The 13,999-nt window shown below is 51.6% G+C and carries 15 protein-coding genes and 1 pseudogene; 15 read left to right on the plus strand and 1 reads right to left on the minus strand.

What is annotated here, in order from left to right; all coding sequences use genetic code 11:
• Positions 1 to 93: 93 nt before the first annotated feature.
• The 3 genes and pseudogenes from BM123_RS23150 to BM123_RS23155 form a co-directional block, all read left to right on the plus strand.
• Positions 94 to 459 (plus strand): annotated as a pseudogene (locus tag BM123_RS23150) (RHS repeat-associated core domain-containing protein); the annotation flags it as partial.
• A 120-nt stretch (positions 460 to 579) separates the two neighbouring features.
• Positions 580 to 849, plus strand: coding sequence for a hypothetical protein (locus BM123_RS24095; RefSeq protein ID WP_139212072.1), 270 nt, complete (start codon positions 580 to 582; stop codon positions 847 to 849).
• 10 nt (positions 850 to 859) lie between these two features.
• Entirely contained in the window at positions 860 to 1,498 is a 639-nt protein-coding gene (locus BM123_RS23155) for a hypothetical protein (protein ID WP_139212073.1), read from the plus strand.
• Between the two features lie 220 nt (positions 1,499 to 1,718).
• Here BM123_RS23155 and BM123_RS23160 read toward each other — a convergent pair whose 3' ends face one another.
• Positions 1,719 to 2,363 carry a Crp/Fnr family transcriptional regulator gene (locus BM123_RS23160; RefSeq protein ID WP_090173430.1) on the minus strand — a complete coding sequence of 215 codons (645 nt, stop codon included), beginning with the start codon at positions 2,361 to 2,363 and terminating at the stop codon, positions 1,719 to 1,721.
• A 188-nt stretch (positions 2,364 to 2,551) separates the two neighbouring features.
• On the opposite strand from BM123_RS23160, the gene BM123_RS23165 reads away from it, so the two are divergent.
• The 12 genes from BM123_RS23165 to BM123_RS23220 all read left to right on the plus strand — a co-directional run bounded on the left by BM123_RS23165 (position 2,552) and on the right by BM123_RS23220 (position 13,998).
• Entirely contained in the window at positions 2,552 to 4,006 is a 1,455-nt protein-coding gene (locus tag BM123_RS23165) for an MBL fold metallo-hydrolase (protein ID WP_090173432.1), read from the plus strand.
• Positions 4,007 to 4,074: 68 nt separating this feature from the next.
• Positions 4,075 to 4,659: a YeeE/YedE family protein gene (locus tag BM123_RS23170; protein ID WP_090173434.1), complete on the plus strand. Its 585-nt coding sequence runs from the start codon at positions 4,075 to 4,077 to the stop codon at positions 4,657 to 4,659.
• A gap of 209 nt (positions 4,660 to 4,868) precedes the next feature.
• On the plus strand, positions 4,869 to 5,282 hold the full coding sequence (locus BM123_RS23175; protein ID WP_090173436.1) for a DUF6691 family protein: 414 nt from the start codon (positions 4,869 to 4,871) through the stop codon (positions 5,280 to 5,282).
• Between the two features lie 18 nt (positions 5,283 to 5,300).
• Positions 5,301 to 7,025, plus strand: coding sequence for a SulP family inorganic anion transporter (locus BM123_RS23180; protein WP_090173439.1), 1,725 nt, complete (start codon positions 5,301 to 5,303; stop codon positions 7,023 to 7,025).
• A 12-nt stretch (positions 7,026 to 7,037) separates the two neighbouring features.
• Positions 7,038 to 7,298 carry a DUF202 domain-containing protein gene (locus tag BM123_RS23185; RefSeq protein ID WP_090173443.1) on the plus strand — a complete coding sequence of 87 codons (261 nt, stop codon included), beginning with the start codon at positions 7,038 to 7,040 and terminating at the stop codon, positions 7,296 to 7,298.
• Positions 7,299 to 7,312: 14 nt separating this feature from the next.
• Complete coding sequence (locus tag BM123_RS23190; protein ID WP_139212074.1) at positions 7,313 to 7,861, plus strand: hypothetical protein; 549 nt, start codon at positions 7,313 to 7,315, stop codon at positions 7,859 to 7,861.
• Positions 7,862 to 7,973: 112 nt separating this feature from the next.
• Positions 7,974 to 9,323, plus strand: a complete 1,350-nt coding sequence (locus BM123_RS23195; RefSeq protein ID WP_090173447.1) for a hypothetical protein — start codon at positions 7,974 to 7,976, stop codon at positions 9,321 to 9,323.
• Between the two features lie 140 nt (positions 9,324 to 9,463).
• Entirely contained in the window at positions 9,464 to 10,120 is a 657-nt protein-coding gene (locus BM123_RS23200; protein ID WP_090173449.1) for a peroxiredoxin, read from the plus strand.
• 100 nt (positions 10,121 to 10,220) lie between these two features.
• Positions 10,221 to 10,526, plus strand: coding sequence for a rhodanese-like domain-containing protein (locus BM123_RS23205; RefSeq protein ID WP_090173451.1), 306 nt, complete (start codon positions 10,221 to 10,223; stop codon positions 10,524 to 10,526).
• Positions 10,526 to 11,494 carry a c-type heme family protein gene (locus BM123_RS23210; protein WP_090173454.1) on the plus strand — a complete coding sequence of 323 codons (969 nt, stop codon included), beginning with the start codon at positions 10,526 to 10,528 and terminating at the stop codon, positions 11,492 to 11,494. Before BM123_RS23205 ends, BM123_RS23210 begins: the two co-directional genes overlap by 1 nt.
• A 259-nt stretch (positions 11,495 to 11,753) precedes the next feature.
• Positions 11,754 to 12,329: a rhodanese-like domain-containing protein gene (locus BM123_RS23215; protein ID WP_175489523.1), complete on the plus strand. Its 576-nt coding sequence runs from the start codon at positions 11,754 to 11,756 to the stop codon at positions 12,327 to 12,329.
• Positions 12,330 to 12,372: 43 nt separating this feature from the next.
• The gene (locus BM123_RS23220) at positions 12,373 to 13,998 is read left to right on the plus strand and encodes a T9SS type A sorting domain-containing protein (RefSeq protein ID WP_090173459.1); all 1,626 of its coding nucleotides are present in this window, start codon (positions 12,373 to 12,375) and stop codon (positions 13,996 to 13,998) included.
• Position 13,999 lies beyond the last annotated feature (1 nt).

Raw genomic sequence — 13,999 nt, forward strand, 5'->3', positions numbered from 1 at the left:
AACTGAGGGAGAAGCGTTAGCTTTGGGGTGGTGCTAATGAGCATCGTTGATGGTTGAAATGTTGGTGCTGGGGGATATTGCTATCGGTATAATGGTATCGAGCATGTGGAAGAGCTGGGGCTGGACTTGGCGTTCTTTAGATCATATGATCCGGCTATTGGGAGGTGGATGCAGATTGACCCGAGAGCAGAGAAGTATCCTTCGATGAATCCTTATAACGGCATGGGTAATAATCCGATTATTTTTAGTGACCCTATGGGTGATACTTTGAGAGTACATGTTTTTGATCAAGGTAGTCGGCCACAGGACAACGGCACATCAGGTACTTCATACACTGCAGATGTTTATGTTTACGACGATGAAACCGGAGATTTACACGGCCCATACGACGGTAGTAGTTACCCAAATTCAAAGTCTAATACAGATAATACGACTACTGCAAATACACTTGATGAATGAACTCATCAGTACAATAATGCTAGCGGGCACAAAGGTGGAACCAAAAAAGGTTTAAATATTGTTGACGGTTCTGGAAATCGCGATGCTCCAGGAAAAAAGCCCGATGGCACCTCCGTAACAATGAAGTATGTCAATGTGCATACAGGAGTTAGTGATAAAGGTAATGCTACTAGTCGAGGATCACGTGGTTGTATTACAATCTGTCCAACAGATGTATCTACATTTTTTAACCATTTCGACTTTAGCGGAACAGGTGGAAAAACGGGCAATGCGTCTGGAACCCTTAGAGTGACTAGAGGAAGTAAGACTGCGGATGCGAATGCTTTGAAAGCAACTGCAAAAGCTAAGAGAGCTGAAGTACAAGTTCTGAAAGAAATTTTTGAATATTAAATTTGTAGACATGACGATGTTCAAAACATATGTTAGCCTTATCAGTCTGTTTTTTCTCCTTGGCTGTTCAACGAGAGAGCAGCCGATGAGCAAGGTAGATAAAGAGTCTTTTCAAGATAGAAATTTCTATTTGGACACTTCTGATAGACACGATACAATATCCCCTGTCGAGGTTTACAATAATCAATCCGCTAAAAGTGAAGACACTAATTCCAGACATGGGAATGAAGTAGAGGTGTTAGACAAGAAAAATAGTGCTGTACAAAATACAAATTCTGCAACGTGCAAAAAATGTAATTTTGATATTTTAGTTCTCTTGGAAGGGACGAAACAAAATCCATCTCAAGATGACATATCATCTTTTATTTGTACGTTTTCCGAAGAAGAGTGCGCCGGAAACGTTGAATTTGAAGAATTTTATATCGAATTACTCTTTGATTTGCTAGCTCAATCTCCTCAAAAACTGCTTAATAGTTTGTCTGAAACGAACCCTAAGCAGAAATCCCTAATTGTAGAAATGATAAAAACTCCGGTCAACGATATGCACGATATCAGTGAACTAATTAGTAGTGTAAATTCTATTTCTTCGAAAGCTGATATAAAAATTATGGTTTTGAACGCATTAGAAGTAGCAAAACTAAAGACGTAGGAAACAAAGTAATTTGTACCCCATGTAGCTACCCGCAGGTGCCATAGCACTTGTCGTTCAGCGGCAATTGGGAGTTCTTACGATTATTTCCACCCAATCATTCCGCCCACCAGCCTCTGCTTTTTCAAGGGGCACACTGCACCTGCGGCCGCGCCTGATTCCTCCGGATAAGAGTTTCTTGGCAAGCCACCACCGGTAACATTGAGAAGCCCATAATGAGCTATTTCACCACAGTAACCAGATTTCGTCCCAGCCGGATAAGCCCCTTTCGCTCAAAGCCTTTGAGTAGCCGGGAAACGGCCTCCCGGCTAACGTGCAGGTCATCCGCAATCCGCTGGTGGGTAGTACTGATGGTACGATCATCATGGATCGCCGCTCGCTTGTTAATATATTCCAGCAGGCGCTCGTCCAGTGCATGAAAGGTGACCTGATCGATGGTCTTGATCAACTCATTCATCCGCTGATCGTAGGCTGTCATGACGAAATTTTTCCAGCTTTTGTAGTTCATCATCCACTGGTCGAGCCGCTGGTGGGGTAGGGCAAAAACGGTAGTATCTTCCTCTGCTACTGCACGGATTTCACTTTGCTTGTCGTGCATACAACAGGAAAAGGTCATCGTACAGCTTTCCCCCCGGCTCAGGTAATAGAGCAACAACTCAGTACCGTCATCCGATAACCGACTGATTTTGATCGTTCCGGTCAGGACCAGTGGCAACATTCGAACGTAGCCACCGTAATCCATGATTACATCGCCTTCCTGAAAGTGGTGCAGTCTGCCTTCATTGGCCATTACCTGCTGTAAGCCCGGTTCAATAAAACCGGGGAAGTATTTTCTGATCTCTTCGGTGGAGAGTTGGGTTTTCATTTAAGGAGATTTCTGACCGTAACAAACTATCATATGAAGGAGTTGTCATATGTCGGTTACTTCTTTAAGCCGGCCCGGGAGAGATATTCAGTCGCCTTGATCCGGAAGAAATTTTCCTACTGTGATGTAGGTCACTAAGTTGCCAAAGTCCACCTCCGATCTTTGCAGCACAACAAAATTATAACCAAATGAAAGTTGAACAAATTTATACGGGCTGCCTTGCCCACGGTGCTTATTACATTGAAAGTGCGGGTGAAGCGGTCATCATCGACCCTCTCCGGGAAACCAAGCCTTACCTTGAAAAATTGAACAAGGCCGGCGTAAAACTGAAGTATATCCTGGAAACCCATTTTCACGCTGATTTCGTCTCCGGTCACCTCGACCTGGCTAAAGCCACCGGGGCTACCATCGTTTATGGCCCGATGGCCCAACCCGATTACGACGTCTACTCCGCCAAAGATGGTGAAGAGCTCAAAGTGGGTGATGTCACGATCAAGGTGCTGCACACGCCGGGTCACACGATGGAGAGCAGTACTTTTTTACTGCGTGACGAGGCAGGTAAGGATCATGCCATCTTCACCGGTGACACCCTTTTCCTGGGCGACGTTGGCCGCCCCGACCTGGCCATCAAACAGGGCGAACTGACCAAGGAAGACCTGGCGGGCTACCTTTTTGACAGCTTGCGCAATAAAATTATGCCACTGGCTGATGACGTAACGGTCTACCCCGGTCATGGCGCCGGCTCCGCCTGCGGCAAAAACCTGAGTAAGGAGACCGTTGGCCGTCTGGGAGATCAGAAGCAGTTTAACTACGCCCTGCGCGCCAACATGACGCGTGAGGAATTCGTCAGGGAAGTTACGGCGGGTCTCACTCCGCCACCTCAGTACTTCATGAAGAACGCGATGATGAACAAAGGCGGCTACGACAGCTTTGATGAGGTGCTGGCTAAAGGAAATCACCCACTGTCTCCGGAGGAGTTTGAGGAAATCGCCAACGCCGAAGAAGCACTGGTGCTGGATGTACGCGACCGGGAGGAATTCTCCGAAGCTCACATCCCCAACAGCATCTTCATCGGGATCGACGGGCAGTTTGCTCCCTGGGTCGGCGCCCTGATTGTTGACATCAAGCAACCCATTTTACTGGTTGTTCCGGAAGGTCGCTCTGAAGAAGTAGTGACCCGTCTTTCCCGCGTTGGCTATGACAACGTACTCGGTTACCTTGAAGGAGGGGTAAAATCCTGGAAGGAGAGTGGCCGGGAAACTGATGCCATCGCTAACATCAATGCTGATAAGCTCGAAGAGCTGGTCAATGCCGGTAAAGCCGGCCGGATCCTTGATGTGCGCAAACCGACGGAGTTCCTCGCGGAACACCTCCTGGCAGCGGATAACTTCCCACTCGATTACATCAACGGAGAGCACTTCAGTGCACTCGACCGCAAGGGGAATTACTACCTCCATTGCGGTAGTGGCTACCGCTCCCTCATTGCCGCCTCCATTCTCCGAGCCCGTGGCTACGGGCAACTCGTCAATGTTCGCGGTGGCTGGAACGACATCAAAGAAACGGGGCTGGAAAAATCTGACTATCAGTGCCCAACTTCCATGAGCCAGGCTACCGTAGATAAGGCGGTAGAAGCCGTGCTTTAAATCAATCCCATTTTGCTATTGGGGCCACCCCGTTAATAAGCCGGGGTGGCCCCTTTTACTTACTTAATATGTTAGATATTATCCAAGGCCCATGGCATTGGGCCGTCAGCGGTTTGCTGATCTCCGGCGTCATGTTCGCCCTTCTCTATGCCGGCAAGGAATTTGGTGTTTCCGCTAACCTGCGCACGATGTGTTCTATGGCTGGCGCTGGGAAACATGCCGACTTTTTTAAGATCGACTGGAAAGCGCAACGCTGGAACCTTTTGTTCGTGGGCGGTGCCGTGATCGGTGGCTTCCTCGCCACTACTTTCCTCACTAATCCCGAACCGGTAGCTATTTCGTCAGCCACAGAAAACTGGCTGACTACCCTCAGCATCGATACGCCTTCTTCCGGTGAACAGGGAGGAGGCTACGTCCCTCACGAACTCTTCAGCCTGACGGAGATGGGCTGGAAACAACTGGCTTTTCTGCTGGTTGGTGGCTTCCTCATCGGGTTTGGAACCCGCTGGGCGGGGGGCTGTACGAGCGGACACGCGATCAGCGGTCTGTCGAACCTTCAGGTTCCAAGCCTCGTCGCCGTTGTGGGCTTCTTTATTGGCGGCCTGCTGATGACCTGGTTGGTACTGCCAGCCTTGCTCGGCATCTATGTATAATTTCTGAATCCCGGCCTCTGGTCGGTCGTATTCAGACTACTAATCTATTCGTGTGCATAACAAATTGCAGTTTTCAATAAGTTTATTCCGGTTGCTGAGTTGCCGGTTGCCATGCGTGACGGGCACCCGGCACCAGGCACCCGGCGATCTAGGTGAAAGTTGTCAAACCTGCAATCGGTTACACACAATTTAATCAGACTATCCCTACCATGCGTACTTTAATATATCTTCTCATTGGCGTTGTCTTCGGCATCGTCATGACCAAATCCGAAGCGGTGTCCTGGTTCCGTATTCAGGAAATGTTCCGCTTTGAATCTTTTCACATGTACGGCATCATCGGCACGGCCGTGGTGACGGGTATCATTGGCGTTGCGCTGTCCAAACGAATGGGCTGGAAGACCATCGACGGTGATTCCCTTAAGCTTAATCCTAAAGATTTTACCGTTCCCCGCTATTTATTGGGTGGTACCATTTTCGGTCTTGGATGGGCGATGACGGGCGCTTGCCCCGGACCAATGTTTACACTGCTCGGGCAGGGTATATGGACAATTGGCCTGGTGATTCTTGCCGCAACGGCGGGCACCTACGTCTACGGCGTACTTCGTCCCCGCCTTCCCCACTAACCCGCAACGCAAATTGTCATGCAATTATCGAACTACGTCCCCGTATTAAATTGGGGAAAGAACTACAAAAAGAGCTGGCTGAAGGGAGACATCTCCGCCGGCCTTACCGTCGGGGTAATGCTCATTCCCCAGGGGATGGCCTACGCCATGCTGGCGGGTTTGCCGCCCATCCACGGCTTATACGCAGTAACGCTGCCCCTGATGATCTACGCGATCCTGGGCACAAGCCGCCAACTGGCCGTTGGCCCCGTTGCGATGGTTTCTCTGCTGACCGCCAGCGGGGTAGGGGCCATCGCGGAAATCGGAACAGAAGCTTTCCTCGGGCTGGCCATCGTGCTCTCGCTGATGGTTGGTGTAATCCAGTTTGCCCTTGGGCTCTTTCGGCTGGGCTTCCTGGTTAATCTGCTGTCCCACCCGGTCGTTAGCGGATTTACTTCGGCGGCGGCGCTGATTATTGGTCTGAGCCAGCTGAAGCACCTTCTTGGTATTGATCTGGCGCGCAGCCACCACGTCCATGAGATTGTCTTATCGGCAGTGGAGCGCTTTGGTGAGGTCAATTGGTATACTCTGGCCATCGGGCTGTTGGGCATTGGCCTGATCATTGGTGCCAAAAAGATCAGTAAAGCGATTCCCGGGCCCTTATTAGCGGTTACTTTTGGTATCCTGGCGGTAGTAATGATCGGCCTGGAGAGTCAGGGGGTAAAGATCGTCGGTACTGTCCCCGATGGCCTTCCTTCCCTCGTGTTGCCAACCTTTACCTGGGAGCAGGTGCAGGCCCTGATCCCTACCGCACTGACCATCTCTCTGGTCGGATTTATGGAGAGCATCGCGGTAGCTAAAGCCGTGCAGAAGCGGCACCGGGATTATGAAGTAGTACCTAATCAGGAGTTGATTGCGCTCGGTGCGGCGAACCTCGCCGGTGCGCTGGTGCAGGCCTATCCGGTCACGGGTGGTTTTTCTCGCACGGCCGTTAACGATCAGGCAGGGGCGAAGACGGGCCTTGCCTCCATCATTAGTGCTCTGTTGATCGTATTGACCTTACTCTTTCTTACACCACTGTTTTATTCATTACCCAAAGCCATTCTGGCCTCGGTGATTATGGTGGCGGTATTTGGTTTGATTGACATAAAAGAAGCCAGACACCTGTGGAAGGTGGACCGCTCCGATTTCTGGATGCTGGCCGTAACCTTCATCGCCACTTTGTCTCTCGGTATCGAGCAGGGGATTGGTGTGGGCGTAGCCCTTTCCATCGCTGTTCACATTTACCGCAGTATGCAACCTCACGTAGCGGTTTTAGGTAAGATACCGGGAACGGATCAGTTCCGCAACGTAGACCGCTTCACTGACGCATTGGAAACAAGCGGTACGCTGACCGTTCGTTTTGATGGTCAGCTCTATTTTGCTAACCTCTCCTACTTCCAGCGTCAACTCAATGAACTCGTGGAAGCCCGCATTCCCGGTCTGGAAAGGATCATCATCAACGCCGAGGGAATCTCCTATATCGATAGCAGTGCGATGCATGAATTGCACAACTTTATCACAAATCAGCAGGCGAAGGGAATTGATGTTTTATTTAGCGGACTGATCGGCCCGGTACGGGATGCTTTCCGGAAGAATGGCTTATTCACCTTGGTGGGCCAACACAATTTCTACCTCAATGTAAAGGATGCCGTGGAGGCTCCGCAAACCGATGCCGACGGTCGTAGTGCGAATGAACTGGCCCTGCAGACCAACCTCGCTTAATTCATCCCGACCATGACCATTGAAGACCTTGGCCTGACGGATCGCCTGGCGTTGGACCGTACTCATTTAGCCAACCAGCGCACGCTTTTGGCTTATACCCGGACGGGGATTTACCTCATCTTTACCAGCCTTGGCCTCCTTCATCTGATTCATATTGACCGTGATCTGCATTGGATCGCATGGCTGGCTTTTATCCTGGGAGGCATCTCCATTCTTACTGGCGTGATCAACTACTTCCGGATGAAGCGGAAGATTAACCGACTTTATAAATAACCTTTTTGTAAGCCATGAAAAAGTTGATAATCATCCTGTTGTCTTTGTGGTTACTGTTGCCCACTACGCAGTACGCGCAAACGGAATCGTTGTACCACGACACGGCAAAGGAGCATCACTCTCAAACGCCTCACTTTCGCGGAGCACTTTTGATGGGGCACACTTTGATTACCCCGGGAAACACCAATACCCGACTGTTTGTCCCTTCATGGGGCTTGGATTTGGAGTATTGGGGCAGAGGCAAATGGGGGCTCGGTTTGCATACTGACGTGGAAGTCCAGGATTTTGTGGTGCTGAATGATAATGAAGAGGAGATCCAGCGAAACGAGCCACTGATTCTTACGCTGGATGGTTTGTATTCTCCGGTCCATGGCCTGGTTTTACTGGCGGGCCCGGGCTTGGCGGTCGAGGAAGGGGAACACGCCATGCTGGTACGGGTGGGGGTAGAGTATGAAGTGCCACTCGGTAAATCTTTCGATCTGTTTCCGACCATTTTCTATGACTGGCGCTTCGATGATTACGCTACACTTACGGTCGGGCTTGGCGTTGGTAAGGCCTTCTGATCTCTGACCTTTCCGCTCCGCCCAGCCTGGTGCTGACCTTGCTTAATAACTTTCCTTGCACCTGCGGCTGCGCCCAAATTGCTGGGCTATGCGGAGGGTAATTCCTATCTAAATGATCTTCAGAAATAGTATGCATTTTGCGTTCAGGTTTTGTTTTTTTGCGCGGACGCAGGTGCAATGGCGGTTAATGCTGGCGGGGCTTTTGGCCCTCCTGCTGAGCCCCGCGGTAAAAGCCCAAAGCCAGCCATCCACACTAAGCGAAGTAGTGGATAAATACAAGATCAAAGCGTCGGTCGGTCTACAACTCTGGAGTACCTACGGCTACGGCATGGAGGTGATCAACGAAGATGGCCAGGCCATTCCTGCCGAAGCCCGTTTCAACGCCCAGCTACGGCGCAGTCGGTTTTCGCTGAAGGGTAATCCTTACTCTACGCTGTCCTTCAAAGTAACAGCGGCGCTCGATCTGGTTGGCCATGACGTGCTCAGCAGTACCGAAGCAGGCGGTAATAACGGGAGTTCTCCCATCTTCCGGATATGGAACGCTTTTGTGCAGTGGCAGGCCAAACCGAAGAATGACCGCCTCTACCTCGTCGGCGGCTATTTTGTCTCCCCAATCGGCCGGGAAAGTAACGTCGCCGCCCTGGCCAGTACCTCCTTTGAAAAGGCCTGGTCGCAGAACTATCTCCGCCGCCACCTCACGGGCATCGGCCCTGGCCGGGCAATGGGGCTGATGGTGGCCGGACAGCTTCATGGTGAAGGTAACCAGCGGCACCTTACCTATGAACTGGCTCTGCAAAACCCCTTATTCACAGGTCTGGCAGGTAACAGCTCTGGCCTGGCCTCCAGCCCGCTGTTGACCACTCGCTTTGCCTTTCAGCTCGGCGATCCGGAGCAGAAGAGTTATAAACCGGGAAAGAAGGTCAACTATTTTGGCCAACGTAAGGGCATCACTCTGGGGCTGGCGGCTGCCCGCCAGGGCAGCACTGATTTGTTCAAACATAACACGGCCTACGGTCTGGACTGGCTCGCGAATACCAATAACTGGCATCTGGACGGGGAGCTCTACCACCTGAAGCGTTCGGGCAGGGAAAGTGATAACCGGGAACTGGAAACGGCTGGTTACAGCGGCTATTTACGCCTCGGCCATAACATCGCTCTGCCCCGGTCCTTAAGCCTGGAACCAGTGGTGAGTTACTGGTTCTACCGGGGCGCTACGGACCTATCCGGCATCGAATCCGCCAACCAACTGGGGGCTTTCTCCGGCGCGGACAGCGGCCTGGACATCGGCGCTAACCTCTACTTCAACCCTACCACTAAACTGTCCTTGTTTTTTGCTCTTCGCCGGGGAGACAGCGGAGAAGGTAGTCCCGAACTGGTGAACAATAATTACTTCCGCCAGCCAGGGGTAGGGCTGGTAGAACGGGGGAGTTACGTCGGACTCGGTTGGGTTGGGGTTTTCTGATCGTATTTATTTTCCCTGAGTGATACAGGTCACAAACTCCGGTGGCTGACCAGCATAATTTTGTGGTATTAGAAGGGTAGGAGCCTAATGCTCTTAGCTCGCTTCTTAATCACTAATGTTTAAGCTAAAAAACCAAAATTATGCAAGACCAAATTCAAGCCCTCTCAAAAATGCCGCTCATCGGTGAAGCTGCCCCTGATTTTAAGGCGCTAACTACCACAGGCCCTCTTCAATTTTCGGAGTATGCCAAAGATAGCTGGGTGGTCATGTTCTCCCACCCGGCAGATTTTACGCCCGTATGCACGACTGAGATGTCGGCTTTCGCCGTAGAGCAGGACTGGTTTCAGGAGCGTGGTGCCAAACTCATTGGTTTAAGTATTGACAGTATCCACTCCCACCTGGCCTGGGTTAATAACGTCCGTGAGAAAACGGGGGTCTACATGACCTTCCCCATCATCGCTGATATCGATATGTCTGTCTCCAAACTGTACGGAATGCTACACCCGGGGGAAAGCAAAACGGCGGCCGTTCGCGCTGTCTTCATCGTCGACCCCAAGGGGGATATCCGCCTGATCATGTACTACCCGATGAACGTAGGACGGAATATGGATGAGATCAAGCGAGCGCTGATCGCTCTGCAAACCTCCGACGAAAACAAATGTGCCATGCCGGTAGACTGGCGGCCGGGCGACAAAGCCATCGTGCCTCCCCCTAAAACGCTGGAGCAGATGGACGAACGGATCGCCAATACGGAGTACGAAAAAGTTGACTTTTATCTCGCGAAGAAGGCGATCTGAAAACAGTGTAGTAAGCTAGTGGCAGGAGGTCGTGAGTAACCATTATTCACGGCCTCCCTACTGGAAGACGATCCACAGAACTACAAAAAACAATATAGCCATGTTAGAATTACTGAGTAAGCTATTCGGCGGAGCGGACGAAGCTGTCACGCCCGAAGTATTGGCCGAGGGCACCATCGTTGATGTACGCACGCCGGCTGAATTTCAGCAGGGGCACCTTGAGGGTAGCCTGAATATTCCGCTGCAGGAACTTGATCGTTCCATGCTGAAATTTCGTCAGTTGAAACAGCCCATCATTACTTGTTGCCGCTCCGGCAATCGTAGTGGTATGGCGGCCCGGCAACTTAATGCCAAGGGTATTGAAGCAATTAACGGCGGGCGTTGGAACGAGTTAAAACCTCAATAATGAGTATCCGGGACAACTTCTTCCGCTACCTGGCGGCTATTATTTTGGCCGGCGCGCTTTTCTCCTGTGGTGGGGGCGAGGCTGCGGCCGTCACCATGCCCACCGATGCGGAGACACTGGCCCTGATCTCGCGTGGGGAAGGCCTGATTGCGACGAATTGCTATTCCTGCCACAGCACGGACGCGCCGATGAACGAGCGTCTTGCCCCGCCGATGGCGGGCGTTCGCAGTCACTATCTTACGGATACCTCGAGCCTGGCCGGATTCACGGAGGAGTTGGTGCGCTTTGTCCGCTTTCCGGATAAGTCCAACTCCAAAATGCCCGGTGCACTACGACGGTTCAGTTTGATGCCCGCCATGCCACTTCCCGAAGAAGAACTGGAGGCGATCGCTGCCTACATTTTCTATACCGATATGGAGGCTCCGGATTGGTTCGAGGCGCACCAGAAGGAAGAACGCCAGGCAATGGACGCGCGGCAGGAACTCGTGGCGGAGGGTAAATCCTACGCGCTGCAAACCAAAGCCGTACTGGGTAAAAACCTGATGGCAGCCATCAGCGAAGGTGGGGCGGAAGGAGCGGTAGGGTTTTGTAACACCAGAGCTATTCCACTCACGGACAGTTCCGGTCAGGCGCTGAACGTCCGGATTCGGCGGGTTAGTGACCGGCCCCGTAATCCGGACAATGCCGCGGATAGCCTGCAACTGGAACAGTTGAACGCCATCCGCGATGAGCTTGCTGCCGGGGAAAAAGAAGTATTCCGGCTTACGGAAATGGAGCATGAAGTGATCGGCTACTATCCGATTATGACCAATGTGATGTGCCTCCAATGCCACGGGGAAAAGACGAAGGACATTAGTCCCGCCACGCTATCCGCCCTGGAAGCGCTGTACCCTGAGGACCAGGCCGTTGGTTACGCTGCGAATCAACTGCGGGGCATTTGGGTGGTGAGTATGCCGCGCGAAAAATAGGGGGAGCCACTGTTGGTGCTTTAGCCTGCCGTTGGCAGTGATGATTGGCCCGCTTTGCTTTTTTAACCAATCTTCCGCACCTGCGGGCCGCGCCCTGTGCCAGTTAAGCGGCCATCGACATTTTCTGGGCGCAACCGCAGGTGCAGGGTGATGAATTGGAGAAGCTTAAAAGAAAGGAGAACCTCTCCTTGAATTCTTAAATAATTTGATGGGCTGCTCCGGCTTAGGAAGCAGTCAGTTACAGCATAAAAAAACAAACATGAAAGCGATTAATTTTCTTTTCCTCTTACTGGGTATTATGCTATTGCCAACTCAGGCGTACAGCCAGCAAAATGGTCTGACGGAGATCGAACCTGAAGCAGTTGCCGCTGCCCTGGAGGCAGGAACCCTGTTCCTGGATGTACGCGAAACTAACGAAGTAGAAGCCCTCGCTTATGACCTGCCGGGCGTGATCAATCTCCCGCTGAGTGAGCTGCCTGAGCGTCTGGGCGAACTGCCCCGCGACCGGGCGATCCTCCTGGCCTGCCGGTCCGGCAGGCGTAGTGCAAAGGCCGCTTCACTGCTGGCCGAAAATGATTTTACTCAGTTGTTTAACCTGACGGATGGCATCGTCGGTTGGCAAGCCACCGGCTTGCCGGTGAAGAAGATGGATCGATCCACCATGCCTGAACGTGAGAAGGCAAAGCAATGCTGCTCCGCTGAAGGTGGATCAAAAAAGGAAGGGGGAAGTAAATCCTGTTGTGCTGGTAAGGCAAAGACGGAAACCAGCGGGGCGAGCTGCGGAAGCAAAGAGCAAGTAAAAGGGAAGTCTTGCTGCGCGGGAGGCTCCCGATGAAAATAATTCCATCTGGTTTCAGATACTAAAGATTAAATGTAGCATGCGCCAGTATTTCTTCTTCTCTTGTTTTTTGACGGTGCTGGCCTTGGCCTGGCTCCCCGCTCAATCTTACCATCCTGATCGGATTGCCCTTAAAAGCATACCGTTTGCTGAACTGGGTGGATTGCAGTCATACGCCTTCGGAGTGCATGAAGGAAACTGGTTGATCGTGGGCGGAAGACTTGATGGTCTTCACCGGCGGCAACCTTTCGCTGCCTTCGATCAGGCCGGTCATAACAATAGCCTGCTGGTTGTTGACCCCCTTAGCCGACAAAGCTGGTCAGCTACGATGGATAGTTTGCCGGAAGACCTGCGGGAACAGCTCAGTGCGACTAATTCGCTTTTTCATCAGGAGGGAGATCAACTTTACATCGTCGGAGGGTACGGATATAGCCCACACGAGGAAGATCATACTACTTTCCCCTTTTTGACCGTCATTGATCTGCCGGGGCTGATCTCTGCCATTAAGGGGGGATCATCCATAGCGCCTTTTTTCTGGCAGACTTCAGATGAGAAATTCAGAATTACCGGAGGCAGGATGGGAAAGCTGGAGAATGTGTTTTACCTGGTGGGTGGGCAAAAATTCATTGGCCGTTACAACCCCATGGGCCCCGATCATGGCCCGGGCTTTATTCAGGAATACACGAACCAGGTGCGCCGCTTTACGATTGCTGAAGTGGAGGACCTGCCCGTAGTTCAGTTTTTGCCAGACTGGACCGATGAAGAGCAGTTGCACCGTCGGGATTATAACCTCTTCCCTCAGATATTCCCCGACGGTAGCGAAGGGTATACCGCTTTCTCCGGAGTGTTTCGGTACGACGCAGATCTGCCTTTTTTGAACTCCGTAGACATTGACCCAAATGGCTACACGGTTAACTACGATTTTCTTCAGTACTATAACCACTATCACTGCGCGGGCATCCCGATGTACAGTGCGGAAGAGAATGAGATGCATACGTTGTTCTTTGGCGGTATTGCCCAGTTCTATCAGGAAAACGGGGAGCGGGTCCGCGACGATGAAGTACCCTTCGTAAAAACAATTGCCCGCATCAGCAGATCCGCAACCGGGGAAATGGAGGAACACGTTCTGGATCAGGCGCTGCCTGCTTATCTAGGGGCAGGCGCCGAATTCATCCGCGCACCGGAAGTAGCCACTTACGATAATGGCGTAATCAGACTTGATGATTTACCCAACGTCGATAGTCTGCTCATCGGTTATATTTATGGAGGAATTCAGAGTGAGGCAGCTAATATATTTTTCGTGAACGATGGTACGCAGAGCATCGCCACGTCGGGCGTGTTTGCCGTTTATCTGCTTGGAGAAACAACCAGCAAGGTGGAAGACGGCTTGGGAGGGGAAGGCCTTCTTTTACGCTTATTCCCTAATCCGGTGAATAACACTTTTACTCTGGAGTTTGAATTGACCAGCGCTTTTGATACCCTTGATGTCGAGGTCGTTGATTCTGCGGGGAAGCGTGTCTTTTTCACCCGCCTGACGGACCGGTTGCCAGGATTTCAACAGTTTCTCTGGACCGTAAGGTCGGAGTTGGCCGCGGGCACGTACGTGCTTAGCCTCAGTAGCGGTGGCCATGTTTTAGGCCGTACACGCTTTCTATACGGCTTTTAGC

The organism is Neolewinella agarilytica (assembly GCF_900110645.1).
GTDB lineage: Bacteria > Bacteroidota > Bacteroidia > Chitinophagales > Saprospiraceae > Neolewinella > Neolewinella agarilytica.

Bases quoted from the DNA above. Each gene is read 5' to 3' on its own strand.
- BM123_RS24095 (WP_139212072.1), top strand. From the start codon at position 580: ATGAAGTATGTCAATGTGCATACAGGAGTTAGTGATAAAGGTAATGCT.
- BM123_RS23155 (WP_139212073.1), top strand. From the start codon at position 860: ATGACGATGTTCAAAACATATGTTAGCCTTATCAGTCTGTTTTTTCTC.
- BM123_RS23160 (WP_090173430.1), bottom strand. From the start codon at position 2,363: ATGAAAACCCAACTCTCCACCGAAGAGATCAGAAAATACTTCCCCGGT.
- BM123_RS23165 (WP_090173432.1), top strand. From the start codon at position 2,552: ATGAAAGTTGAACAAATTTATACGGGCTGCCTTGCCCACGGTGCTTAT.
- BM123_RS23170 (WP_090173434.1), top strand. From the start codon at position 4,075: ATGTTAGATATTATCCAAGGCCCATGGCATTGGGCCGTCAGCGGTTTG.
- BM123_RS23175 (WP_090173436.1), top strand. From the start codon at position 4,869: ATGCGTACTTTAATATATCTTCTCATTGGCGTTGTCTTCGGCATCGTC.
- BM123_RS23180 (WP_090173439.1), top strand. From the start codon at position 5,301: ATGCAATTATCGAACTACGTCCCCGTATTAAATTGGGGAAAGAACTAC.
- BM123_RS23185 (WP_090173443.1), top strand. From the start codon at position 7,038: ATGACCATTGAAGACCTTGGCCTGACGGATCGCCTGGCGTTGGACCGT.
- BM123_RS23190 (WP_139212074.1), top strand. From the start codon at position 7,313: ATGAAAAAGTTGATAATCATCCTGTTGTCTTTGTGGTTACTGTTGCCC.
- BM123_RS23195 (WP_090173447.1), top strand. From the start codon at position 7,974: ATGATCTTCAGAAATAGTATGCATTTTGCGTTCAGGTTTTGTTTTTTT.
- BM123_RS23200 (WP_090173449.1), top strand. From the start codon at position 9,464: ATGCAAGACCAAATTCAAGCCCTCTCAAAAATGCCGCTCATCGGTGAA.
- BM123_RS23205 (WP_090173451.1), top strand. From the start codon at position 10,221: ATGTTAGAATTACTGAGTAAGCTATTCGGCGGAGCGGACGAAGCTGTC.
- BM123_RS23210 (WP_090173454.1), top strand. From the start codon at position 10,526: ATGAGTATCCGGGACAACTTCTTCCGCTACCTGGCGGCTATTATTTTG.
- BM123_RS23215 (WP_175489523.1), top strand. From the start codon at position 11,754: ATGAAAGCGATTAATTTTCTTTTCCTCTTACTGGGTATTATGCTATTG.
- BM123_RS23220 (WP_090173459.1), top strand. From the start codon at position 12,373: ATGCGCCAGTATTTCTTCTTCTCTTGTTTTTTGACGGTGCTGGCCTTG.